The sequence below is a fragment of the Bartonella sp. CL436QHHD genome, from assembly GCF_042195105.1.
GTDB lineage: Bacteria > Pseudomonadota > Alphaproteobacteria > Rhizobiales > Rhizobiaceae > Bartonella.
On record NZ_JBHINR010000009.1, the window covers coordinates 1 to 24,851 of the forward strand.

Sequence of the window (24,851 nt, forward strand, 5' to 3'; positions counted from 1 at the left end):
TTTTTTTAAATAAAATAACCCAAACATTTCCAATAAAATATTGTAACAAAAAATCCTATTTCAAGACATTATTGGAAAAATAAGAAGCGTATAAAAGTTTCTTGCTGGATAGCAGCGGCTTTCAGATTATAATACCCCTCCCCTCACAACGGTTGCAACTTTTCTTACATATCGCAATGATGTCATGTAAACGGCTAAAGATTAGAGTACATATTCTATAATCACCATTGCATAAATATCTTACACGCTTTATGCTTTTCCATGGGAGCAAAAGGAAGATGTCCATGTCATCTAAACTGACGCGTAACCAAACATTGGTTTTAAATACTTTAAAAAATGCAAAAGGGCCTTTAAGTGCTTATGCGATTCTCAATCACTTACGCGAAGAAGGTTTTCGCGCACCTCTCCAAGTTTATCGTGCGTTAGAAAAACTCGTACAGTTAAAGTGTATTCATCGTCTTGAAAGTGTAAATGCCTTTATGGTCTGTTTACACCCTGAAAACTGTCAACATGAACTTACAACGTTTATAATTTGCGAAAACTGTGGCACAGTCAACGAAATACAAAATCAAACGATTGTATCAAGTTTAAAACAGATGGTTCAAGCGGTTGACTTCCAAGCACACAAAAGCACCCTAGAAGTACGAGGTCTTTGTAAAAAATGCGCAATAAAATAAGACATCTAACTTGAAAATAAGATCTCTAACTTGCAAGTTTATATATTTAGTATTATGTAGCAGGGATCGCCTTATTGTTGGAAAAGCTCTTATCGTCCGTGCATATATCACCCTACCCTAGAGTGAGAGGCTTATTATACTCGTTAGAACATAAATATTGAAAGTATAAAATCATGTCCGTATCTGAGACCATTTTTTCAACAAAAAATCTCGATAAAATGAAACGAAAAAAAGTAATCAAAGCTCTTCTTATCGTCTTTGCGCTTTTTGTACTTTGGTTTAGCTATAAGTGGACGACGCAATGGTGTTATATGCTGTCCACTGAAGATGCCTAAACTGTGGCACAGTCAACGAAATACAAAATCAAACGATTGTATCAAGTTTAAAACAGATGGTTCAAGCGGTTGGCTTCCAAGCACACAAAAGCACCCTAGAAGTACGAGGTCTTTGTAAAAAATGCGCAATAAAATAAGACATCTAACTTGGAAATAAGATCTCTAACTTGCAAGTTTATATATTTAGCATTATGTAGCAGGAATCGCCTTATTGTTGGAAAAGCTCTTATCGTCCGTGCATATATCACCCTACCCTAGAGTGAGAGGCTTATTATACTCGTTAGAACATAAATATTGAAAGTATAAAATCATGTCCGTATCTGAGACCATTTTTTCAACAAAAAATCTCGATAAAACGAAACGAAAAAAAGTAATCAAGGCTCTTCTTATCGTCTTTGCGCTTTTTGTACTTTGGTTTAGCTATAAGTGGACGACGCAATGGCGTTATATGCTGTCCACTGAAGATGCCTATGTGCAAGGAGATATAGCCGCTATTGCGACTAAATTAAATGGGTATATTGAAAAAATTGCCATTAAAGCCAACCAAGTTGTAAAAAAGGACGATGTTTTATTTTACCTAGACAATGGTGATTATAAAATAGCCTTGGATCAAACAGAAGCGCATCTTAACACACAGAAAAAAACACTTCTACGCATTGATGCGCAAATCACAGCCGCTCGTAGTTCTTTAGATGATGCAAAAGCACAAAAAGCAGCCGCTTCAGCCATAGCAACCAATGCACAACTCACCTTAAAACGTGTAACAGAACTGAAAGCCAATCGTTATGCTCCTCAATCCAATGTTGATGATGCCAAATCCGCTTATGAACAAGCCATTGCGAATGTTAACAGAGCGGATGCAAAAATGGCTTCAGCACGTGCAAATATCCGAGTGCTAGAAGCGCAACGAAGTGAAACAGAAAGCGAAACAAAGAGTTTAGAGCTCTCGCGTAAAAAAGCACAACGTGATCTTGATTCGACCATTATACGAGCGCCATTTGATGGAGTTATAGGAAATTTAACAGCAAAAACGGGAGATTTTGTTGTAAATGGCCAACGTCTTGCGGCGTTAGTCCCCATACATGCACTTTATATTGAAGCAAACTATAAAGAAACACAGCTACAAGACATTCATACCGGACAAAAAGCTTATATTTCTGTTGATGCCTTCGAAGATGATGTTTTTACAGGAACAGTGCTTTCTATTTCGCCCGCAACAGGCGCTGTTTTTTCTCTTCTGCCTCCACAAAATGCTACCGGTAACTTTACAAAGATTGTCCAGCGCATTCCCGTACGTATTTCTATTCCAGAAGAAGTTTTAAAAACCGGACATATCCGAGCAGGAATGAGTGTTTCAGTGAAAATTGATACACGTACAAAGCCACAAGATAAAAGTCTCTTATAAAAAAGTAGAAAATCTTACTATGACATCTTCCATACCAGAGCTCATACAGTCTCAAGAACGCATAGGAATGCGCAAAATTGTAGTTTTTATTGCTATGTCTTTTGGCATGTTTATGGCAATCTTAGATATCCAAATCGTTTCCTCTTCTTTAGCTGAAATTCAAGCGGGTCTTACAGCAAGCTCTGAAGAAATTTCATGGGTTCAAACTTCCTATCTCATCGCTGAAGTCATCATGTTGCCGCTTTCTGGATTTTTAGGAAGATTGCTTTCAACACGTGTTTTCTTCACCATATCAGCGATCGGGTTTACGATTACTTCTGTTCTTTGTGCAACAGCAACATCTATTGGAGAGATGATTTTGTATCGCGCACTACAAGGTTTTATTGGTGGAGGAATTATCCCAAGCGTTTTTGTCGCCTCTTATGTTCTTTTTCCTCCGTCCAAACGCCCAATTGTTACCCCTATTGTTGGACTAGTAGCAACATTGGCCCCCACCATTGGTCCAACCGTGGGAGGCTATATTTGTCATCTCTCATCATGGCATTGGCTCTTTCTCATCAATGTACCCTGCGGGATTATCATCTCAATTCTCGCTTGGAAGTTAATTGATTTTGATAAAGCTGATCCCTCTTTAATGAAGAAGTTTGATTGGTTAGGATTCATTTCTATGGCTACTTTCTTGGGAACTTTAGAGTATATTCTAGAAGAAGGAGCACGTCATGATTGGCTGAGTGATACGCTGATTCGGGATTTGTTCATTACCATGATTCTTGCTGCAGCCTTATTCTTCTGGCGTGCTTTTACAGTAAAAGAACCCATTGTAGATCTCTCTACTTTTTCTAATTTTAATTTTTCAGCTGCATCCATTTTTTCCTTTTCATTGGGAATAGGCCTTTATGGACTCACGTACCTTTATCCTGTCTATTTAAGCCAAATCCGCCACTTTGATGCCCTCATGATTGGAGAAACATTGTTTCTTTCAGGATTCGTCATGTTATTAACTGCCCCGCTTGCTGGATTTCTTTCAGCACGAATGGATGCACGTTTAATGATGGCAATAGGACTTTTTGGTTTTGCAATAGGTATTTGGATGGCGAGCTCTATCACAGATAACTGGGATTTTTGGCAGCTTTTTTGGCCGCAAGTTTTCCGTGGTGCTTCTGTAATGTTATGTATGGTTCCTATTAATAATATTGCCTTGGGAACACTCCCACCAGAACGGATGCAAAATGCTTCTGGACTCTTTAATCTCACCCGGAATCTAGGTGGGGCTGTAGGGCTTGCCATTATCAACACTCTCATAACAAAACGCACAGACTTCCATCATGAACGAATAGCCGAAACTCTTAACTACGCAAACAGACAAGCAACTGAAATGCTTTCAAATCTTACTGTATTATTCAAAACAGAAACCTTTGATTCCTATACTCTGGCTCTTTCTCAATTGTTTGGTATGGTACGCATACAAGCAACCATTATGGCTATTAGTGATATTTTCTTTATCATAACCATCATTTTTGGTGTTTTGACATTTATGACCATGTTTCTCAAAAAAATACCACCTCTCATGGATTCACCACCAAATCACTAAACTTAATTAAAATTGAGAAATATTTTTTATCCTTATCACTTTGCTCGTTTCCTATGCACTTTATCTTGTCTCAAGAGACAGTATAAATAAACATATGATTCTAAATGATTCTTCTGATAAAAATTCTTTTAATGCGGGCTCTTTCCGCACTTAAAAACAACTTCTCGCATACAAAAATTGTTCTAGATGATAATAAACAAAGAGCTTATCTAAAGTGCTCCACACCATAAAGATAAAGCAGCCATTTCTATAAGATTTTTGATTTATCACCATAGGGTAAAAAACATTAAATCTCTCATCTATCTACCCCCTTTTTACGCTACTATCCTCATAAAAACTATTTTGTTAAGATTCTGTGCCCTTCACTCTTTTGATTCTTACAAGAATATTCATAAAAGATTTATGATTCTTGTGATTTTTATTCACGCACATATTTCTCTTATAATGTGTAGGATAACGTTTTTTTTTTGATTCTGAATGCAAAATTTTACATGAGAAAATCATTTTGTATTTGATACTCTCATGCCAATTGCAAAACGATTTACCTTTATAGCAAAAAAGTAATGATATATTTTTTTCAAAAAAGCTGCTTTTAAACATGTAATTTTATTTTTTTACACTCTTTAAAAAAAGCTGATACTTACAATTTTGATTCTACTGCTACATATTTTTCTTTCTTAAGCCCCTTCTCTTTCAACAAGAGCTGAAATGGTATAAAATTTCTCAAAATATCTCTCTATTGAATCAATCAAAACCATTCCCTTGCACATAAAAAGCAAAGAAATAAAAACTGTTTAAGAAAAAAGTAAAATATCCAACCGTTTTGATGCAAGATTTATCAACGATATTGAAAACTGGAAAACTGTATGATGATAGCGACTTTAAAAGAACACAAGACAACTCAAAAATCCGGTTCCTTCAGTATTATAAAATAAGACACTATTTCAAAAAATGAGCTTAAAATATATTCTTACTCACTTAACTGAAATTATCAAAAATAAGAAACCAGCCCCATAAAGAAAAAGCCATATAATAAAATCGCAATACAACTCCCTAAAACTTTGTACCGCTAAATACCTTGGCACTGTCAAAACGGTATGCTCTTCTCAATGGCAGCTGCTGAAAAATGAAATAAACACTATCTTCAAGCGACTTTATGATGCTGAAAACGATTTGAAACTTCTCGTTCTCCACTAGGAACCAAAGTGCCATAACACCCAGAAAGATAATGTGGTATCAGTTCCAACGCTTGAAAGCGATGTTTTTCGTAAGGACCAGGCATTGCCAAATTTTCTGTTAAACTATTTGAAAAGCCAAAACGTTGATAAAATTCAAAATCCCCTACCAGCAAAATGGCGCCATATCCCAATTTTTTTGCTGTTTCAATTGCATGGCGGACTAAAATTGATCCTATTCCCATACCAGCACATTCAGACGCAACAGCCAAGGGGCCTAAAAGTAAAGCATGTTGTGTTTCATTTTTTTCTTTAGAAAAAGAAACATGCCAAAGACGGACACTTCCCACAAGCTCTCCAAGCACATTTTTAACCACAAAAGAGAGCCCTTGAGCAGCCAAACGACCACGACGTAAAACCTCTGATGATTTACGTTTACGTCCATACCCCATCATTGAATCAAGCAAATTTTCTCGATAAGGCTTATCGGCTTCTTGCTCCAATAAAAGTGTAAAACATGCCCCATCTTTTGTTTGAAAATTAATCATGTTCATCTCTATAACCGCCCTCTTACAGCGCCATGACGAGCATAGCAAAAAATCTAAAAAACTATAGTTAAAAGGAAATGTCAGATCACATATGATCGTAAAGGCTCAAAACCATTAAAAGCAACCGATGCGTAAGTTGTTGTGTAAGCACCCGTTCCATGAATCAATATTTCATCTCCTATCGTTAGGGATAGAGGAAGCGGATAAGGTGTTTTTTCATAGAGAACATCTGCCGAATCGCATGTCGGTCCAGCCAAAATACAAGGCTCCATCACCTTATCATCATGAGGTGTCTCAATAGGATAACGAATGGCTTCATCCATAGTCTCAGCAAGACCATTAAATTTCCCAATATCAAGATAAACCCATCGTACATTATCGTTATCAGCTTTTTTAGATATTAGAACAACTTCTGTACGAATAACACCAGCATTGCCAACCATCGCACGTCCTGGCTCAATAATCGTCTCAGGGATACGATTACCAAAATGCTTTTTCAATGAATCAAAAACTGCTGTACCATAAGCTTGTTCTGTAGGGACATCTTTCAAATAACGCGTTGGAAAACCGCCCCCCATATTCACCAACCTTAGTGAAATGCCTTCTTGTTCCAAACGCTTAAAAACTGTAGAAGCATCCGATAAAGCACGATCCCACGCACTCAAATCAACCTGCTGAGATCCAACATGAAAAGAAACACCATAGGCTTGCAAACCCAATTGGTGTGCCCGTCTTAGAACATCAACCGCCATATCTGGAACACAACCAAATTTGCGTGACAATGGCCACTCTGCACCTTTGCCATCGGTAAGAACACGGCAAAAAACACGTGCTCCTGGAGCAACACGCGCAATTTTTTCCACTTCTTCAACACAATCAACAGCATAAAGTGAAACTCCCAATGCATATGCTCGTGCAATATCACGCTCTTTTTTAATCGTATTTCCAAAAGAAATACGCTCTGACGTTGCTCCTGCTTTTAAAGCCATTTCAATTTCTGCAACAGAAGCCGCATCAAAAGAAGATCCTAAAGAACTTAGCAAACGCAAGATTTCAGGAGCTGGATTTGCCTTTATTGCGTAAAAAATACGAGACTGCGGCAGAGCTTTTTCAAAATTTAAATAGTTGTCACGAACAACATCAAGGTCAACAATTAAGCATGGACCTTCAGAACGATGTGTTGCAAGAAAATCGCGAATACGTTGCGTTGCCATCTGCAATTCTCCTTGAGGGAACGCTCCCCCACTCTATGCTTAGACAGCCAAAGCTGCCAAAAGCTAAAGGATAAAAAACACACAACAACCATCCCCATTCTGATTACAAAAAACCAGAAATTAGCATTGCATGCTGCGAAAGAACAGCGCGAAACCGCGTTATTCTATTTTATATGCCTTTTTGATTGGAGTTGAGAAAACCACTTCCGCACTGAAGGCAATGAGGTGTGCCTCTATAGTTATCCCAGCATTTAAAAGCTGGAAGACACCAGAAAGGCCCGCACCGTCGTTGCTTCAAGATGTCCTCATTCTTGCAATTGGCTGTAAGAATGACTGGAGCGGTTAGTTCCAGGTACCGTACCGGTTAATCTCACCATTTGAGAACCAGCGGACACCCACAGGCACGTGCGACTTTGGGCAAGGCATCCTATAAAACGAATTCTTTCTCATTTCAATCATTTTTTTAATTTTAAACATTTTTTAATTCTTAAAGATAAAATGATGCGAAAAAACAACACTCTCCCCCACCAAACAAGGTCATTCATCCACTTTCATGGGATCACTCCCCTCATGTAAAACAGAATACCCCAAACGGAATATAGTTGGGTTGTATCTTCACGTACTTTCTTTAAAGAAACATTTCTTAAAGTGCTCGAGCCAACTTCACACCAGCGCCCATAAATGATAGAATAGTACCCCCAATAAAATAATATAAAATCTATTGAACCCACTATTTTTAGGCTTCATAAAAGAGCAAGCTGATCATCATCACACACTAAGCCCCCAATGTTGTGACAGCCCTTGACATTTGAGACGACTAATAAGAGGCACGTCCTTCTTGTATTGTTTTACTCCACGTGACTTTCCCCGCTTGTAACGTGGAAGAGATATGGTTTTTATTGATTCAACCATAGAAACAGGCTTGGAATGAGAGAATCCTGACGATATTTAGATCTCTTATTCAAGATGTAAATAGCCAATTATTATAAATCAATGTGCTAAATTGTTCGTAAATGACTTTTCTATTTTAAAATGAAAAGTATTTGAAATACTCAATCCTATAAAGTCAAAGAAAGCAAACAATCTATAATGATTACTTATAAGTCAAATAATTTAACATAAACAAAAAGACCGAATAATATCCGGTCTTATAAAATATTTTTCTACTAATATTAAAAAACTCTTCTCTCTTAAATTTAAGAGAAAAACGCTACAATTTAAAGCCCTACACTGCGATATCCTTATGTCCCTTGATGAGAATCAATTGCACGCAACTTCAACAATTGAAACTGCCTATGGCGCTCACGAAAGCGCTCTCTATCGGCTTCACTACGCGTGTTATAACAAGCATCACAGGAAACACCTTCCTCATAATGAGGCGATAGTTTGCTTTCAGCATTAAGAGGAGAACGACACGCGCGACATAATTCGCGTCCACATTCTTCAAGACCATGATGAACAGAAACACGCTCATCAAAAACAAAACACTCACCCCACCATAAACTTTTCTCTTTTGGAATTTTTTCTAAATATTTGAGAATACCTCCTTTTAGATGGTAGACTTGCTCATAACCAAGATCACGAACATAAGCTGTTGATTTTTCACACCGAATACCACCTGTACAAAACATGGCAATTTTCTTTTTTTTCTTTAACTCAGCCTCATGTTTACGCACCCATTCAGGAAATTCGCGAAATGTTTTAATCTGCGGATCAATCGCTCCTTGAAAACTCCCTATTGCATATTCATAATCATTACGCGTATCGATCAAAATTGTCTCTTCATCTTGAATAAGAGCATTCCAATCTTCAGGATCCACATACGTACCAACAACTTTTAGCGGATCAACCCCTTCAACCCCCATTGTTACAATCTCTTTTTTCAACCGCACTTTCATGCGATGAAAAGGCATTTTTGATGCCCATGAATATTTAATCTCCGGCGTTTGAAACGCTGGTTCAGCCATAATAAAGTCCACCAATGCCTCAATTGCCGCACAAGAACCAGCAACTGTTCCATTAATTCCCTCTTGTGCTAAAAGCAGAGTGCCTTTGATATCCTTTGCTTGACATAATTCCTGCAAAGGTTTTTGTAATTGATGATAATGTTTCAAATCTGCAAAGCAATAAAGTGCAGCAACTTTAAAATTCTTTTCCATGTGTTTTGCCATAACGCGCGTTTCATTCAATTTCAAGATTTATTCATGTACTCTTTAACATATTGTGCTTAATCAAACGATACAAACAATATCATCTCCAAGAAGAAAAAATATCATGTGCCAAAAAAGAGAAAAGCTTTTATTATATCTCCAAGGACAAACTGTTATACCTGTTTTGCTCATTGACAATCTACAAAGTGCTGTACCCTTAACACGCGCTCTTGTCAAAGGTGGATTAAAAACAATTGAGATCACCTTGCGAACACCAAATGCCCTCAAAGCAATTCAGAAAATTACACAAGAAGTCCCTGAAGCAATTGTTGGAGCCGGCACAATTCTCAACACAACACATTACGAAAAAGCCGAACAAGCTGGAGCCAAGTTTATTGTAAGCCCCGGATTATCCAATGAACTAATCAATTGTGCAAAAAATAGTGAAATTCCCCTTCTTCCCGCTGCAATGACCCCAAGTGAACTCATGCAAGCATTAAACAAAGGCTATTCATATCTTAAATTTTTCCCTGCTGAAGCTGCTGGAGGTATTTCCTTCATTGAAGCTTTAGCATCTCCCTTCTCTGATATCCGGTTTTGCCCAACAGGCGGTATTACACAAAAAAGTGCAACACAATGGCTCCAACTGCCCAATGTCTTCTGCGTTGGTGGTTCTTGGATAGCGCCCCAACAACTCATTGCAATAAGTGATTGGGATTCGATTACTGCATTAGCATATACCGCATCACAACTTCCCTCTCCCTCGAAAAAAGCTCTTTCTACAATCTAATATAAAGTGCAAGAATATCAGCCCCTTCAACAAGACCAAAGCTTTCACACATCCTTACGCAATCTTTTAACATTGCCATGGAACCACAAATCATCACCCGATCTTCATCGAGATGAATTTTGGGGAGTGCTATTGTTTCAAAAAAGCTCCCACTCTCCATAACAGTCGTAATACGCCCCATATGCTCAGAAAGCTCACAAGTAGTCATAGGATAAAATTTCAACTGTTGTGCATATGCCCCAATGAATGAATCTTGTTGCAAAGAGAAAACAAGATCTTTTGCACAAATTAACTCATTCTTTTCGCGCGTTATTTAAATAAGAACAACTTCTGAAAATTTTTCATAAGTGTCAGAATCACGAATAAAGCTTGCAAAAGGAAAAACCCCGTACCGGTTTGAAAGAAGATAAAGCACCAATTTTCCCACCCATTACTCCACAAAAGCGCGCTCTACAACATAAGTAGCAGGAGCATTATTGGCCCCTTCAACAAGACCAAAGCTTTCACACATCCTTGCGCAATCTTTTAACATTGCCATGGAACCACAAATCATCACCCGATCTTCATCAGGATGAATTTTAGGAAGGCCAGTTGTTTCAAAAAAGTCCCCACTTTCCATAACAGTCGTAATACGCCCCATATGCTCAGAAGATTCACGAGTAGTCATAGGATAAAATCTCAACTGTTGTGCATATTCTCCAATGAGTGGATCTTGTTGCAAAGAGGAAACAAGATCTTTTGCATAAATTAACTCATTCTTTTCGCGCGTTGTTTGAATAAGGACAACTTCTGCAAACTTTTCATAAGTTTCAGGATCACGAATAAGGCTTGCAAAAGGAGCAATTCCCGTCCCAGTTGAAAGAAGATAAAGACGTTTTCCAGGAATAAGAGCATCAAGAACCAGCGTTCCTGTAGATTTTTTACGCATGAGAACTGTATCACCAATTTTAATTTTTTGGAGATGCTCGGTTAAAGGTCCCCCTGGAACTTTTATCGAAAAAAACTCAAGCTGTTCATCCCAAAAGGGGCTTGCAATCGAATAAGCGCGATAAATCGGCTTTTCTGCATTTGGCAAACCGATCATAACAAACTCACCCGAACGAAAACGAAAACTTTCCGGACGATTCAGACGGAATTTAAATAACCGATCTGTGTAGTGACAAACCTCTTGGACAGTAAGGGCGAACACATTCTCAGGAATCGGAAAATTTGCAACGCTGCTGATGATGCTTGACGGAACATTGGTAGCAGACGTATTCATACTCTTCCCTATATTTTATTGAACGTTAAATTTCGAATCCTTGACGTGATATAGTACTTGCACAACCATCTGCCAACAATTTTCTTAAAACAAAAGCCTCAAGGTTAACACTTTTATGTCAAAATTAAATAAATGAATCTAGCGCGCTCTATCAGCGATAAAATTGATTTCACTTAAAACCAATCAAAGACTAGAAAGTAAATATTGGATACCCAATCCATCTTGAAAATAAATAATATCCAAATCAACGGGTTTTCTAAGTCAACAGTTTTTAATGTATCAGAAAATGTTTACACACTGTTTTCCATTTAACAAAAATAATTTTAAGTGCATAAGACGACATCCAAAATTGCACAGATAAGTGATCTTTCCCCTCATGGTAAAAAACTTGTAATGCATTGATTTAACGTGGTTAATTTAATCATTTTATCTTCTCTGAATAAGCAGCCAGTGCAATATTTAATCAAAACAATCGCACCAGCAACAACAGCCTAATATTGCACTCTTCAAAATGATACAATACAATAAACTATGTTTATTTTTTATATGCCTAAACTAGGGAAAATAAGTAAAAAGTTTATGTTTTACAAATTATTAGAAGATACCATGTTGATAACAACACAAATAAAACTAAAGTATCTCTTATATCCAAAGTAGCATTTTACATAAAAAACGACTTTAATGGCAGTATAGGATTCTTATGATTTTGACCGTAGAAAATAGTGCCTTTCCCTATATCGTAAAGAACCTCAATGAAATAACCAAAAAACCCCGTATTTCACGAACACAGATAAGCTTTTAAAATGAAAAAATCCGTTAATGATGAAATAGATACATCACTCTATGCAGCTGTAGCAACCGTCGATGTCAGTGCCATTGTTGCCAATTATATCACTTTAGCCAAACGTGTAGCTCCAACGCAATGTTCAGCAGTTGTAAAGGCAAACGCCTATGGATTAGGAGCTCACAAAATTGCTCCTGCCCTTTATCAAGCTGGTTGTCGCACTTTTTTTGTCGCCCAAATCATAGAAGCACTCCAATTAAAAAGCATTTTACCATCAAATGTCACGATTTCCCTTCTGAATGGACTTCCACACTTAGCAGAAGAGTTTGTCGCACAATCTGGTATTGTTCCTGTTCTAAACTCTTGGAATGCCATTGAAAATTGGCAAAAAATTTGTCAAAAAAAAGATAAAAAATTTCCAGCAATTGTTCAAATCGATACCCATATGAACCGATTAGGACTTAATCAAAAAGAATTACAAAAACTCATCAAACACCCTACAATTTTCGAAAAAGCAGAAATAAAATATATTCTTAGTCACCTTTCTAACGGAGAAGATGATACCCATCCATCAAATTATGCCCAATTGACTGCTTTCAAAACGATCCTTGCGCAATTGCCTGCTTGCAAAGTTTCCTTTGCCAATTCTGGAGGTATCTTTCTAGGATCAGATTTTTATTTTGATCTTGTTCGTCCCGGTATTGCACTTTACGGAATCGCCCCCCAAGAAAAACACACATCCCTTCTAAAACCTGTTTTAAGACTTGAAGCCCAAGTCATTCAAAGCCGCGTTGTTGATATAGGAGCACCTATTGGTTATGGAGAAAGCTTTATAACCAACAGACCAAGCACTCTTGCAACCATTTCTATAGGCTACGCAGACGGCTGGCTCCGTGCTCTTTCGAATAAAGGAACAGTTTATTTCAACGGGCACAAACTTCCCATGGTTGGGCGGGTTTCTATGGATTCCATTATTGTAGATACGACCGATCTTGAACAAAAACCTCAAACAGGTGACTGGGTAGAACTCATTGGGCCCCATCAAACACTTGAAAAAGTATCTATAGATGCCGATACCCTTCCCAATGAAATTCTAACATCTCTTGGCTCCCGCTATAAATACATTTACACATAAAAACTCTTTAAAAAAATAAATTGATAAAAATCATCCTTTTAGAAAATTAAGGAGCTTTTACAAAAGATTTTACAACAATCAACCACATAGAATGGTCATAGACACCGTACATTCACAGAAATCTCAAAACAGACAAGTTGATGGACTGTTTTATGGAAGTAGCTTTCACCCAAAATACAAAAACATAGCCTTTCCCCATAAATTGACAAAAAAGCATCTACTACAAAGTTTTTAAAATTAACTGCCCAATTAAAATCATTCGCTTGCATACCACAAGCTGAACTATGTGTAGATAAAAATGATTTAAGAAAAGAATAATGCTTCTAATGAACCGCCTCAAATACCAAGGGCTGTAAGCAGCACCCACGAGCTGGAAAAGTGTATGATAGTGCCCAGCTTACTCCGTTATGAAGCGTAAAGATTGGGGGGGGATCAATGGATTTACCCTTACACCATTCACGAGCGCCGTCGCGAAATGGGATTGGGAGCGAAGTGTCTCTTTAAAACAAACACGTGAATTAACAACTCAAGTATATTCTTTTTGGAGCGTTCTGTTTTACATGAGGATCATTCCCCCACTAAAGAACACAATAAATATAAAGTATGGAGCAATGTGTAATCCCCATTATTAAAAAAATATTGCTTTAAATGCTTTTGAAAGCCGCAAAGCTGAATTAAGAGGAGATGACAAACTGAGGATTGATTTTCACCTTTACGGCTTTACATTTTCCCAAAATTAGATTGTCTTCCAGTTTCAAAGGTTACGTCAACAGAAATACACAATCCCCCCGCCCTCATCTGACAGACAAAAGCAGGAACGACTCATAAAGCTCTTTTTTTCTCAATCTCTGACTTAAAACATGTCGCTGCGTTAAGTTTGGATGTTGATTTACAGGCAACAGCGAAAGAACACGAGCTCTTAGAAAAACAGCGCCGTAAAGTCATAAACTGACTTGCAATGGAGTGGAAAGATGTGCCGGCTTTTTATAAGACCCCTTGTAAAAAACAACCATAATACATTTGGCTTTGCGTTTGCTCATTCTGACAGGTGTTCTTACATATTTTTGCGTCATATTTATAAAAAGCAGATTAAAGAGAAATACTTAGACAATTCTTGACTCGAAAAGATACAACAACAGAGTTTCGCGTGTCTTTATCATCAAAAACACTAAAATTGATTTTATTCTTTCTACAACCGGTCGTCGTCACCTTAGTGAGAAGTAGTATATCACAACACATGCAACAGACGTGCCCCTATCCTCATAGGTTTCACTCTCGTTTACATGAATTAGCTGGCTAGACCGATGCCGACTAGTCACTAAAACCATGTCATACAGTAGAAGACAAAGGAGAGCATGCCTATTGCCGACAAAACACAGCTTTTTTGTCGACTTTTTCGATTTTGCTCATGTTGTAAAAAAACAATGCAAAATTCTAGAAAATAGACAAATAACGCCATCATGATCAACAAGTAAAAAACCCACACAAAATGTGTGGGCTTTTTTTGTTTATGCAAATAAATAAATTAAATACATATTTGTTATTTAATAGGTATTTCCCAATGGCGGGCACGAACAAATGAGCATTCTGTCTCCCGCAACATTATCAATACGCGATACAGGAGGCCAATATTTATTGGCTGGATCAAGAGAACTGTTGGGAAAAGCAGCTTCTTGTCGCGAATAGGGTCGTGCCCAAGCATCATCTAAAGTATCTGCCACTGTATGAGGGGCATTCACCAATGGATTATTGTCTTTTGGCCAAACCCCGCTACCAACTTTTTTCGCTTCTTCAGCAATAGAGAGTAAAGCATCACAAAAACGATCAATCTCTGCTTTTGGTTCTGATTCCGTTGGCTCAATCATCAAAGTTCCCGGAACAGGGAACGACATCGTGGGCGCATGAAATCCATAATCAATGAGACGTTTTGCAATATCATCAACACTCACCCCATACTGCTCTTTCAACACGCGTGTATCCACAATACATTCGTGCGCAACACGTCCATGCTTGCCCCGATAAAGAATGGAATAAGCGGCTGAAAGACGTGCAGCAATATAATTGGCATTTAAAATGGCTATTTGTGTTGCATATTTTAAGCCATCAGCCCCCATCATTCGAATATACATCCATGTAATCGCAAGAATAGATGCACTTCCATAAGGAGCAGCAGAAACCGCATGTGTTGTCCCATCCTGTTCATGACCTGGTAAGAATGGTTTGAGATGCGCTGCAACTCCAATTGGTCCCATACCAGGACCACCACCACCATGAGGAATAGCAAATGTTTTATGAAGATTCATATGACAAACATCAGCGCCAATATCCGCAGGACGAGCAAGACCCACAAGGGCATTGAGATTAGCACCATCAAAATAAACTTGTCCGCCATTCTCATGAATAATAGAACAAATTTCCTTAATGCTTTCCTCGTAAACACCATGGGTTGAAGGATAAGTAATCATAAGAGCAGCCAATTTATCTTTATGCAATTGCGCTTTCATTTTGAGATCGTCTACATCAACATCACCATCGCTTAAACATTTTACCACAACGACTTCCATCCCTGCCATATGGGCCGAAGCTGGATTGGTACCATGCGCAGATGCAGGAATAAGACAAACTGTACGTTGATGTTCTCCCCGTGATTGGTAATATCGTCGGATAGCCAAAAGCCCAGCATATTCTCCTTGAGCACCAGAATTTGGCTGAAAAGAAACTTGCGCAAATCCTGTAATTTCGCACAACCACGCATTTAACTGATTGATCATCTCCAAATAACCCGCTGCATCCTCTTGTGAAACAAAGGGGTGTATATTGGCCATGCTCGCCCAACTCACAGGCATCAATTCAGCAGCTGCATTAAGCTTCATTGTACAAGAACCAAGAGGGATCATAGCACGGTCCAGCGCCAAATCCTTATCCGCCAAACGACGCAAAAAGCGCATCATATCTGTCTCTGAATGAACAGCATGAAAAAAAGGCTGAGAAAGAAAAGCAGCATCCCGTTTTTTTCCATAGAGCTGTGGAGAAACCTGATCGCCTAATTGTGCCCCAAAAAGCTGCGCTAAAGCACCAGCATCTTCTTCTGTCGATAATTCATCAAAATTGATTGCAATGGTGTCATCATCGAGAACACGAATAAGGCGCCCACCTATTTTGGCTTGATGCGCAATCTCTCGCGCTTTTCCCTTAACAGAAATACTAACACAATCAAAAAAGCTTTTCCCTTCAACATGAACCCCTGCTGCTTCTAAACCAGCAACAAAACGACATGTTAAATGATGAATTCGCTGCGCAATTTCTTGTAAACCTTTCGGCCCATGCCAAACAGCATAAGCGGTTGCCATATTAGCCAATAAAGCCTGCGCTGTACAAATATTTGACGTCGCTTTATCGCGCCGAATATGTTGTTCGCGTGTTTGCAAAGCTAAACGAAAACCAACACGCCCTCTCGTATCCACGGATTGACCAACAATACGCCCTGGAATAAGCCGCGTTAATGCATCACTCACGGCAAGGTAACCAGCATGTGGACCACCAAATCCCATTGGAACGCCATAACGCTGCATAGAGCCAACAACGATATCTGCCCCCCATTGAGCCGGTGGCTCCATAAGGGTAAGCGCTAAAGGATCAGCCACAACGATAACTAAAGCTCCCTTTTCCTTTGCCTCTTTTATGATCTCACTGTAATCATGAAAAGAGCCTTTTGTATCTGGCCAAGATAAAACAATTGCTGCTGTATCAGAAGCAATTTCGCCATTTTGGCTAATCTGAATCCCTTGTGTTTCAGCACGCGTTTGCACAACACTCAAAATCTGAGGATGTAAAAGGCTCTGAAGAGAAATTTTTGTTTTTTTCTCACGGGAAAAGCGAAAAGCGAGAGCATTGGCTTCAGCTAAAGCAGTTGCTTCATCAAGAAGAGAAGCAGCAGCAACAGGCAAACCTGTTAGTTCACTAACCAATGTCTGAAAATAAAACAAAAGTTCTAAACGACCCTGGCTAATTTCTGCTTGATAAGGCGTATAAGCAGTATACCAAGCCGGATTTTCAAACAGATTTCGTAAAATAACCGGAGGCACATAAGTTCCATGATATCCTTGCCCAATAAAACTTTTGTGCACATGGTTACGCTCCATCATCTTGGAGAGTTCTTCCAAGGCTTGTCCTTCACTAGCAGCCTCTGGAAGATTCAGTGAACGTCCCAAATGGATAGAGTGTGGAACAGCTTGAGAAATGAGTGTATCAACACAATCAAGCTCTAAAACATCAAGCATTTTTTGTGTTTCATCAGGACGCAGCCCAATATGTCGAGAAGAAAAAGAACGCTCGATCATGCCACTCATCCAATCAAAGCCTTATAAGCATCTTTATCTAACAACCCTTCCAGTTGTGTCTCATCCTGCAATGTCATTTTCCATAACCAGCCTTCTGTTTCGGATTTCTGATTCACCAGTTCAGGATTATCAGCCAAGGCTTCATTTATTTCGACCACTTCACCATCAAGAGGAGCATAAACATCTGAAGCCGCCTTCACTGATTCCACAACAGCCGCCGCCTCTCCTTTGGAAAGTTTTGTTCCACTTTGTGGTAAATCAACAAAAACCAAATCCCCTAATTGCTCTTGCGCATAATGCGTAACCCCAACAGTCACCACTTGCCCTTCAACGCTAAGCCATTCATGGTCTTGTGTAAAATAAGTTTTAGACATAAAAAATCATCCTTTAAAATAACGTTGTTCAACAAAGGGAAGTGAATGAACTGATAGTACAATCTTTTTGCCTCGCAGTTCTGTAAAGACTTGTGTCCCTTCAACTTTAAAATCAACAGGAACATAACCCATCGCGACAGGACCATCAAAAGAAGGACCAAAACCACCTGATGTTACAACGCCAATCTCATTACCTTGATCATCAAGAAGCACCGCACCGGCACGAATAGGTTGACGCGTTTGCGGTTTTAATCCAACACGACAACGAGCAGGTCCTTTTTGCAGTGCTTCAAGAAAAGCTTTCGCACCATAAAATTGTGCTTTTTCTCGAACATTTTTAGGAACAGCCCATATTAGAGCCGCATCAATAGGTGTCGTATCAGGGGTAATATCATTTCCATGCAAACACAGCCCTGCTTCCAACCGCAAGCTATCGCGTGCTGCAAGTCCAATCCACCCAACACGAGAATCACTCAGCAATTTTTCAGCCAACATATGCGCATGCCCTATAGGCAAAGCAATTTCAAAACCATCCTCTCCCGTATAACCAGAACGCGTTATAAACCAATCCTGCTGTGGTTCGAATCCTTGCATAAAGAACAATTCATTCCCTGGTAAATCGGCATCAGCAAGAACAGCTGCCGCTTCAGGACCTTGAAGAGCAAGCAATACCCTTTCAAGGGCAATCACTTGACATTCAAAATCAACCGCACGCTTTTCCAATTCTACGAAATCAGCCTGTGCATTCCCAGCATTGGCGACCAACATAAAACGGCCCTCTTCCAAACGGGTAATGATAAGATCATCAAGAATACCAGCCTGCTCATTAAGCAAATAATTATACCGTGAATGCCCAATCTTTAAAGCTGCTGCATCAATGGGAAAAGCATAGGACAAAAATTCCACGGCTTGTGCCCCTTCAACCGCAATCAATTTCATATGAGAAATATCAAAAAGTCCTGCATGTGCACGCGTATGAAGATGTTCTTTCAAAACGCCAAGAGGATAAGTTAAAGGCATGTTCCAGCCCGCAAAAGCACCAAATTTTGCTCCTGCTTTTTCATGCAAATCATATAAAGGAAGTGTTTTTAAAAAAGATGTTTCTTGTGTTGTGCCCATAATAACTCCAAAGCTGCGCTAACGCCCACAGAATATGGCCGTCTCTGCCCCCTCTGTCATCAACCTGAGAGACTCGCGAAAAGATTTTTCGCTTACACCTTCGGCGCGGGTTCTCCCGACTTTCCAGATCTGCCTTCTTCCTTTTACGGTCCTTAAAGCCTGAGAGATTATGGGCTATTTCCCCTTCGGCGGCAATGCGAAAATTTGCAATCTGCACTCTCCCGCAAAAGAATGAAAGAAACAATAACGCTCTTTCCAGCATATTTAAACCTATAGCCTATCTTTATCACACTGTCATTAGTAAAGTGATGAAAATGTTCTCATTTTAAAACTTGCATAAGCTACTTCAAAAGATTTATAATAGTGTCCTTTTGAACCTTACAAAAATTGCAAGGAACACATTTTAGGAAATTTAAGACAAAAATCAAAAGCTATAAACAAAAATACCTCTTGAAAATCATGCAAAACGTCACACACTAAAAAGATCGCAAAGCAATATTCTTTCGCGCGCAGTTCAACCTTAAAGATAGGGTTTCATATTCTTTATTTAGAATTAAGGACTTCAAGTATTTTATAAGTATGATTTTAATGCACAAGAAGTGGTTTTTCTGCTTTACTCCATAGTGTCATAAATTGCGACTATCTACAGACTAAAACTACCGAACAAAGGTGACAAAATACTCATGAAAGCTGGTAATATCTCTTACAATTGCGAAAATGATCTTCCAAAGCAAATTGCTCTTTTTCCTTTAGAAGGTGCACTCTTACTACCCGGTGGTTTTTTATCACTCAACATTTTTGAACCAGAATCACTTGAAATGATTGAAAACGTTATGGTAACTGATCGTCTATTGGGCATTATTCAACCACTTTCATCGGATACAGACCGCTTCTCTACACAACTTTATAAAACAGGCTGTATAGGGCGCATTACAAACTACAGTGAAACAGGAAATGGACAACTGTTCATTATCTTACAAGGTGTTTGCCGCTTCACCTTAGAACAAGAATTGACAAACACAAAATCCTATCGAACAGCTCTCATCCAATCAAACATAAAAGACTTGCAAGAATTTGATATTGAAGAAAACATTAACCGAGAGAACTTACTCGACGTTGTAGAAAAATATCTAACCATACATGAAATGGAATATAATTGGAGCAGTATCATAGAAGCCCCTACACCTATATTGGTTAATGCTTTTTCAGCCCTTATCCCCTTTACACCAGCAGAAAAACAAGCTCTCCTTGAAGCTCCAGATATCGAAAGCCGTGCCCAAACTCTTCTTGCATTAACAGAGCGCTCACTCATGAAACAAACAAGAACAGATTACCGCTTAAACTAATGAATGTCCCAACATGAAAAAAATGACCACAGATCCCAAAATGCTCGAATTGCTCGTCTGCCCAATAACGAAAGGCACTCTCTCTTTCAACCGAAAAACACAAGAACTCATTTCTCTCAAAGCCAAACTTGCCTATCCTATTCGTGATGGCGTTCCCATTATGCTTGCCTCAGAAGCGCGCCCTTTGCAAAACAATGAAGAAATAACGCATAAAAAATAAAAAACCCTCATGCAATTTTCCTCTACAAGCCCACTGCTATCAATCCTCTATCAATATGATATCTCAATATCTACGATTTCTGAAAAAAGAGTTTTACAATAAAGATATTTATATCGCTTTACACCTTGTAACAAAAGCCAAAAATATCATCAGATTTATCTCATTCCAGCCTGTTCATACTGAAGCAATCAAAACCATTCGCTTGCACCACACAAGCATCTGAACAAAAACAATTAAAAAAGGGAATAAAAATGGCTCTTCTGAACTTCTTAAAAGCAAGAATTATAATAACATTTTGAACCAACTCAGGTAAATGAAATTTATTTATTAAATATAAGATTGTTATATTTCATGAACTTTACGTTATACCCTTCACGAGCAACATGTTTGAGATACCTCGATTTAAGATGAAGAAAAACGATAAGCTGTATCATCTTATGTATACCATATCGGGACAAGAATATTTATCTGTTTGTTTACTTTTCAAAGCGGGGAAACAGCCTAATTTTGGGGAGAAAACATAAAATCGTAAAGGAGAAAATCACCCCATTACCTTGCCATCACCCTTTAATTTCGCTTTACAATTTTTACAAGTATCTAAAGTATCTCAAGCAATATTTTTATGTATAATATACGCATTAATTACGTGAAAACTTGAAAAAACAAACAAGAAACACTGTTGTAATTTCAATTGACGATTGAAAGTAATTGCCTTATGAAGGAGGCTTGTGTTTTTGGTTGTATACGCGACAATCAAATAGGGTCTGGAAGCCCGAAAAACTCAAACTAGAAATAAAACCGCTTTTGCGGATATCCCGGAATTTCCGGGGGCTCTTGTTATGTCCAAGTGCTTTCAGCACTAAAAGCAAGGGGCTGTTTTGAGTCAGCACTTCCAGACCCCGGAATACTAATGCGAGGGCGCTCGCAACCGGTGGGGACATCAAGTGAAAGCCAAAAATCTACATTTTTACGATATTTCTTTAGGCCAAAAAATTCGCTTCAGAAGAAACGTCATGGGTTTTTCTCAAAAACAATTAGGAAGTCATTTAGGCGTAACATTCCAACAAATCCAAAAGTATGAAAAAGGCTTAAATCGCGTAAGTGCAAGACGTTTACAGGAAATTGCTCATATATTAGATGTTCCCGTTTCCTTCTTTTATGCTGATAGCGCAAAAAAAGAAGAGAGCCCCTATCATTGTGATGACAGAATAGCAAGCAAAGCAGAATATTTACTTTTAAAAAATTTCAGAATACTGACCCGCAAAAAACAAAGAGCAATTTTGCAGTTGATTTCTGATGAAAAAATGACCCCTTATTTTCATAAATTCACTGAAAGGACAATCAACGTCCTTAATAATCTTGACAAGAATTGTGACTGTCTCCCCACACCTCATGAGAATGAAAATTCTTAATCTAATCTGATTTGTAAATAATCCGAATTCTAACGAGTTTAACTTAGAAATAGCACGTTGATTTATAATGATAATCTAACGTTATTGATATTGAATAAGTGTTTCGAATATCGTAAAATTCTTTCATTTCAAACGTGTTCTATATTGTATCAATCAAAATCTCTTGTTTGCACAACACAAGCAAAGTTGGCGTGTGAGTAAAAATGTACAAAAAGGCATACCTCTTATTGAATCGTCTCACATACCAAGAGCTGTAACGACATTGGGTGCTAAAAAAATGTATGATGGTGCTAACTTGCTCTTTTATTAAACGTAAATATGGGAGTGTTCAACGGCTTTCCACTCATATGACTCACTTAAACAAAAGGCTCTCCAAACAAGCCTAAGAATATTCCCACACACTAAAAAAACACTTAAATATATCGAGAAAGATTAAAGATCTTATACCACCATACTACAAAGATTGATATTTATAGCAAAATAGGATTAAAGTAAAAATAAGAAATATAAAGTAAAAAATAGACACGAAAAAAATATATGTATAACTTTCATAAGAATTTATCTATATATGGATACTTAAGTTTATTCTGTTGTGCCATAAATTCTATCATTTAAGGTATGAGGGCATAAAGCACGCATACCTCCTTAAAAAATTCAAAAGTGTGAAGGTAAACAATTGACAGAAGATAAGGAATTCACTTAATTAAAGTGTTTTCTAAAGAGATAATAGCTTAGCGTAAAATATTCAATTTTTTCAATTCTGAAAGATTAAAAAAGACGTATCATTTGAAATAAAACAATTTATTGTGCTAACGATGATGATTGCTGTGCACAAAATTGAGTTGTTGAAAATCAAAAATATAATTTAATGATGTTCCTTGACCAACTCACTCTCTCCTGAGTATAGCACGGGGAATAAATGTGGAGAGACATGAGGAGTATATAGAAAATGAGTTTTAAAGTTGCAATTGTCGGCGCGACCGGAAATGTTGGTCGTGAAATGCTTACAATTTTAGAAGAACGTGGTTTTCCTGCGCATGAAATTGTCCCTCTAGCATCACGACGCTCATTAGGACAAGAAGTTTCTTATGGAGATAAAACTTTAAAAGTAAAAGCACTGGATACTTACGATTTTTCTGACACAGATTTTTGTCTTATGTCTGCGGGAGGAAGCATTTCCAAAGAATACGCCCCTAAAATCGCTGCTGCCGGCTGTGTCGTCATCGATAATTCCTCCACGTGGCGCTATGATGCCAATGTTCCGTTAATAGTCCCTGAAGTCAATGGCGAAGCTATAAATGCCTTTTCTAAGCGTAATATTATAGCAAATCCTAATTGTTCAACAATTCAACTGGTCTTAGCTTTAAAACCTCTCCATGATGCTGCAATCATTAAACGTGTTGTTGTCTCTACATATCAATCGGTTTCTGGAGCTGGTAAAGAAGGAATGGACGAACTTTTCGAACAATCACGTGCAGTTTTTGTTGCAGACCCAATTACATCAAAAAAATTCACTAAACGTATTGCCTTTAATGTCATTCCTCATATCGATGTTTTCATGGAAGATGGTTATACAAAAGAAGAATGGAAAATGACGGTTGAGACGAAGAAAATTCTCGATCCGAAAATTAAATTAACGGCCACTGCTGTTCGGGTCCCTGTCTTTATCGGTCATGCCGAAGCCGTCCATGTTGAATTTGAAAAACCACTAAGCGCATCTGAAGCACAAGCGCTCCTCCGCGATGCACCAGGCTGTCAGCTTATCGATAAACACGAAGATGGTGGTTATACCACACCTTATGAAGGTACCGGAGAAGATGATACCTTTATTAGTCGTGTTCGTGAAGATATCACCGTTGAAAATGGTTTAGCTTTCTGGGTTGTCGCCGATAATTTAAGAAAAGGAGCAGCATTGAATGCCGTTCAAATTGCTGAATTGCTCATTTCTCGTAATTTGATAAAGCCTAAGTCCGCAAATTAATGCCCTGTCCGAAAAGATGAAGAGCCCTAACCGGTCTGTCAAAAGTCCGGCTTCTCTTCAGTATAATCTTTTCCAGCTGAGGATTCATATCACCATCCTAAAGAACCGTAATTCGAGGTATTGACAAATTTTACTCTGAATATCCTTGAATGCCTCACCACCTTAAGTTAAGCATTGCCGCCTTAATACCATTTTACGGTACAATAGGATCAGCAGCATAAGCATTTTTTGCTTTATGCTGCTGATCCTATTTGTCATTCCGGTTGTGAAATTAACTTTACCCTTATCGAGCAGGATAGGTCACGACACGGTAACGCGTTTCATTACGTTCAAAATTTTTGTAATTGACATTATTAGGAAAGGAGGGATTATAAGCACTCACGTGCTTTACAGAAACGCCTTGTGCTTTTTGCGACGGATTTAAAATTGTTCGTTCATCCCTTTTTTTAACACCTGTAGAATCGATAATCACATCTGTTCTGTATAGTTTTTGCATATTTTTCCGTGTTTTTTGAATCGCCGGAAGAGCTTTAAAGTCGGAAACAGCCTGTTTTACTTTTTCTTTTGGCGATTTTACCATGGCTTTTGATTTTACAGGCATCCTTTTAAAAGCAATGGTAGGAACATTGTTAACATTGACGTAACGTGCAGATGCCCAACCAACTTTTCCGTGATAACCAAGAGAACACCAAGTTTTATTGGATAGGCAGCCATAAATTTGCACTTTTGCTCCCATTGGAACCATTGCGATAACTTTATAAGCTGTCGCAGGACCTGTGCGTAAAGATACCTGACCTGATGCAACACGAGCAACTGTTCCTGTAATGGTTCCAGCTTCTGCGTGAAAAGCAGTCACAGCCACCTCTGACGCTCCCAAAGCCCATAAAATCATTGTTGTTGATAAAAATTTCTTTCTTAACATTATTTTTCTTCCTCTCTAAAACATGTGAAGGGCAAAATTTCGCCTTTACAAAAATTTGCCGCGTTTAAATCC

Annotated in this window: 17 protein-coding genes, 3 pseudogenes and 1 riboswitch; of the genes and pseudogenes, 11 read left to right on the forward strand and 9 right to left on the reverse strand. The window is 38.3% G+C overall.

Annotation, left to right across the window (positions count from 1 at the left end):
* Nucleotides 1–284: 284 nt before the first annotated feature.
* The 5 genes and pseudogenes from ACFIKN_RS01575 to ACFIKN_RS01595 all read left to right on the forward strand — a co-directional run bounded on the left by ACFIKN_RS01575 (nt 285) and on the right by ACFIKN_RS01595 (nt 4,008).
* Nucleotides 285–677, forward strand: a complete 393-nt coding sequence (locus ACFIKN_RS01575) for a Fur family transcriptional regulator (RefSeq protein ID WP_375612302.1) — start codon at nt 285–287, stop codon at nt 675–677.
* 173 nt (nt 678–850) lie between these two features.
* Nucleotides 851–1,009: pseudogene (locus ACFIKN_RS01580) on the forward strand (HlyD family secretion protein); the annotation flags it as partial.
* Nucleotides 1,006–1,149: pseudogene (locus ACFIKN_RS01585) on the forward strand (transcriptional repressor); the annotation flags it as partial. The pseudogenes ACFIKN_RS01580 and ACFIKN_RS01585, both read left to right, overlap by 4 nt.
* A 173-nt stretch (nt 1,150–1,322) precedes the next feature.
* Nucleotides 1,323–2,417 carry an HlyD family secretion protein gene (locus ACFIKN_RS01590; RefSeq protein WP_375631506.1) on the forward strand — a complete coding sequence of 365 codons (1,095 nt, stop codon included), beginning with the start codon at nt 1,323–1,325 and terminating at the stop codon, nt 2,415–2,417.
* A gap of 19 nt (nt 2,418–2,436) precedes the next feature.
* Nucleotides 2,437–4,008, forward strand: coding sequence for a DHA2 family efflux MFS transporter permease subunit (locus tag ACFIKN_RS01595; protein WP_273791457.1), 1,572 nt, complete (start codon nt 2,437–2,439; stop codon nt 4,006–4,008).
* A 1,144-nt stretch (nt 4,009–5,152) separates the two neighbouring features.
* Here ACFIKN_RS01595 and ACFIKN_RS01600 read toward each other — a convergent pair.
* The 3 genes from ACFIKN_RS01600 to ACFIKN_RS01610 all read right to left on the reverse strand — a co-directional run bounded on the left by ACFIKN_RS01600 (nt 5,153) and on the right by ACFIKN_RS01610 (nt 9,104).
* The gene (locus ACFIKN_RS01600; protein ID WP_273791458.1) at nt 5,153–5,737 is read right to left on the reverse strand and encodes a GNAT family N-acetyltransferase; all 585 of its coding nucleotides are present in this window, start codon (nt 5,735–5,737) and stop codon (nt 5,153–5,155) included.
* Between the two features lie 74 nt (nt 5,738–5,811).
* Nucleotides 5,812–6,945 (reverse strand): type III PLP-dependent enzyme, encoded by a 1,134-nt coding sequence (locus ACFIKN_RS01605; protein ID WP_273791459.1) that lies wholly within the window; start codon nt 6,943–6,945, stop codon nt 5,812–5,814.
* A gap of 1,241 nt (nt 6,946–8,186) precedes the next feature.
* The gene (locus ACFIKN_RS01610) at nt 8,187–9,104 is read right to left on the reverse strand and encodes a rhodanese-related sulfurtransferase (RefSeq protein WP_273791460.1); all 918 of its coding nucleotides are present in this window, start codon (nt 9,102–9,104) and stop codon (nt 8,187–8,189) included.
* Nucleotides 9,105–9,219: 115 nt separating this feature from the next.
* Between ACFIKN_RS01610 and eda the strand changes: the two genes are divergently transcribed.
* On the forward strand, nt 9,220–9,885 hold the full coding sequence (eda, locus tag ACFIKN_RS01615) for a bifunctional 4-hydroxy-2-oxoglutarate aldolase/2-dehydro-3-deoxy-phosphogluconate aldolase (protein WP_273791461.1): 666 nt from the start codon (nt 9,220–9,222) through the stop codon (nt 9,883–9,885).
* Between the two features lie 16 nt (nt 9,886–9,901).
* Here the strand turns inward: eda and ACFIKN_RS01620 are convergent.
* Both ACFIKN_RS01620 and ACFIKN_RS01625 read right to left on the reverse strand, forming a co-directional pair.
* Nucleotides 9,902–10,297: pseudogene (locus ACFIKN_RS01620) on the reverse strand (ferredoxin--NADP reductase); the annotation flags it as partial.
* Nucleotides 10,298–10,315: 18 nt separating this feature from the next.
* A complete protein-coding gene (locus ACFIKN_RS01625; RefSeq protein WP_375657811.1) occupies nt 10,316–11,146 on the reverse strand; it encodes a ferredoxin--NADP reductase in 831 nt (276 codons plus the stop codon).
* Between the two features lie 803 nt (nt 11,147–11,949).
* On the opposite strand from ACFIKN_RS01625, the gene alr reads away from it, so the two are divergent.
* Complete coding sequence (gene alr, locus ACFIKN_RS01630; RefSeq protein WP_375631503.1) at nt 11,950–13,065, forward strand: alanine racemase; 1,116 nt, start codon at nt 11,950–11,952, stop codon at nt 13,063–13,065.
* A 1,544-nt stretch (nt 13,066–14,609) separates the two neighbouring features.
* On the opposite strand, the gene gcvP is transcribed toward alr, so the two are convergent.
* The 3 genes from gcvP to gcvT are packed head-to-tail and all read right to left on the reverse strand — an operon-like array spanning nt 14,610 to nt 18,898.
* Complete coding sequence (gene gcvP, locus ACFIKN_RS01635) at nt 14,610–17,405, reverse strand: aminomethyl-transferring glycine dehydrogenase (RefSeq protein ID WP_375657814.1); 2,796 nt, start codon at nt 17,403–17,405, stop codon at nt 14,610–14,612.
* Nucleotides 17,406–17,410: 5 nt separating this feature from the next.
* The gene (gene gcvH, locus ACFIKN_RS01640) at nt 17,411–17,779 is read right to left on the reverse strand and encodes a glycine cleavage system protein GcvH (RefSeq protein ID WP_375631501.1); all 369 of its coding nucleotides are present in this window, start codon (nt 17,777–17,779) and stop codon (nt 17,411–17,413) included.
* A 6-nt stretch (nt 17,780–17,785) separates the two neighbouring features.
* Entirely contained in the window at nt 17,786–18,898 is a 1,113-nt protein-coding gene (gene gcvT / locus ACFIKN_RS01645; protein ID WP_375657812.1) for a glycine cleavage system aminomethyltransferase GcvT, read from the reverse strand.
* A gap of 136 nt (nt 18,899–19,034) precedes the next feature.
* A riboswitch (glycine riboswitch) is annotated at nt 19,035–19,132 on the reverse strand.
* Nucleotides 19,133–19,581: 449 nt separating this feature from the next.
* Between gcvT and ACFIKN_RS01650 the strand changes: the two genes are divergently transcribed.
* The 4 genes from ACFIKN_RS01650 to ACFIKN_RS01665 all read left to right on the forward strand — a co-directional run bounded on the left by ACFIKN_RS01650 (nt 19,582) and on the right by ACFIKN_RS01665 (nt 23,857).
* On the forward strand, nt 19,582–20,244 hold the full coding sequence (locus ACFIKN_RS01650; protein ID WP_273791465.1) for an LON peptidase substrate-binding domain-containing protein: 663 nt from the start codon (nt 19,582–19,584) through the stop codon (nt 20,242–20,244).
* Nucleotides 20,245–20,257: 13 nt separating this feature from the next.
* Entirely contained in the window at nt 20,258–20,464 is a 207-nt protein-coding gene (locus tag ACFIKN_RS01655; protein ID WP_375631497.1) for a Trm112 family protein, read from the forward strand.
* Between the two features lie 944 nt (nt 20,465–21,408).
* Nucleotides 21,409–21,876 carry a helix-turn-helix transcriptional regulator gene (locus tag ACFIKN_RS01660; protein WP_273791467.1) on the forward strand — a complete coding sequence of 156 codons (468 nt, stop codon included), beginning with the start codon at nt 21,409–21,411 and terminating at the stop codon, nt 21,874–21,876.
* A 949-nt stretch (nt 21,877–22,825) separates the two neighbouring features.
* Nucleotides 22,826–23,857, forward strand: a complete 1,032-nt coding sequence (locus tag ACFIKN_RS01665; protein ID WP_273791468.1) for an aspartate-semialdehyde dehydrogenase — start codon at nt 22,826–22,828, stop codon at nt 23,855–23,857.
* A 283-nt stretch (nt 23,858–24,140) separates the two neighbouring features.
* Here the strand turns inward: ACFIKN_RS01665 and ACFIKN_RS01670 are convergent, their stop codons facing one another.
* Nucleotides 24,141–24,779 (reverse strand): SH3 domain-containing protein, encoded by a 639-nt coding sequence (locus ACFIKN_RS01670; protein WP_273791469.1) that lies wholly within the window; start codon nt 24,777–24,779, stop codon nt 24,141–24,143.
* Nucleotides 24,780–24,851: the final 72 nt, after the last annotated feature.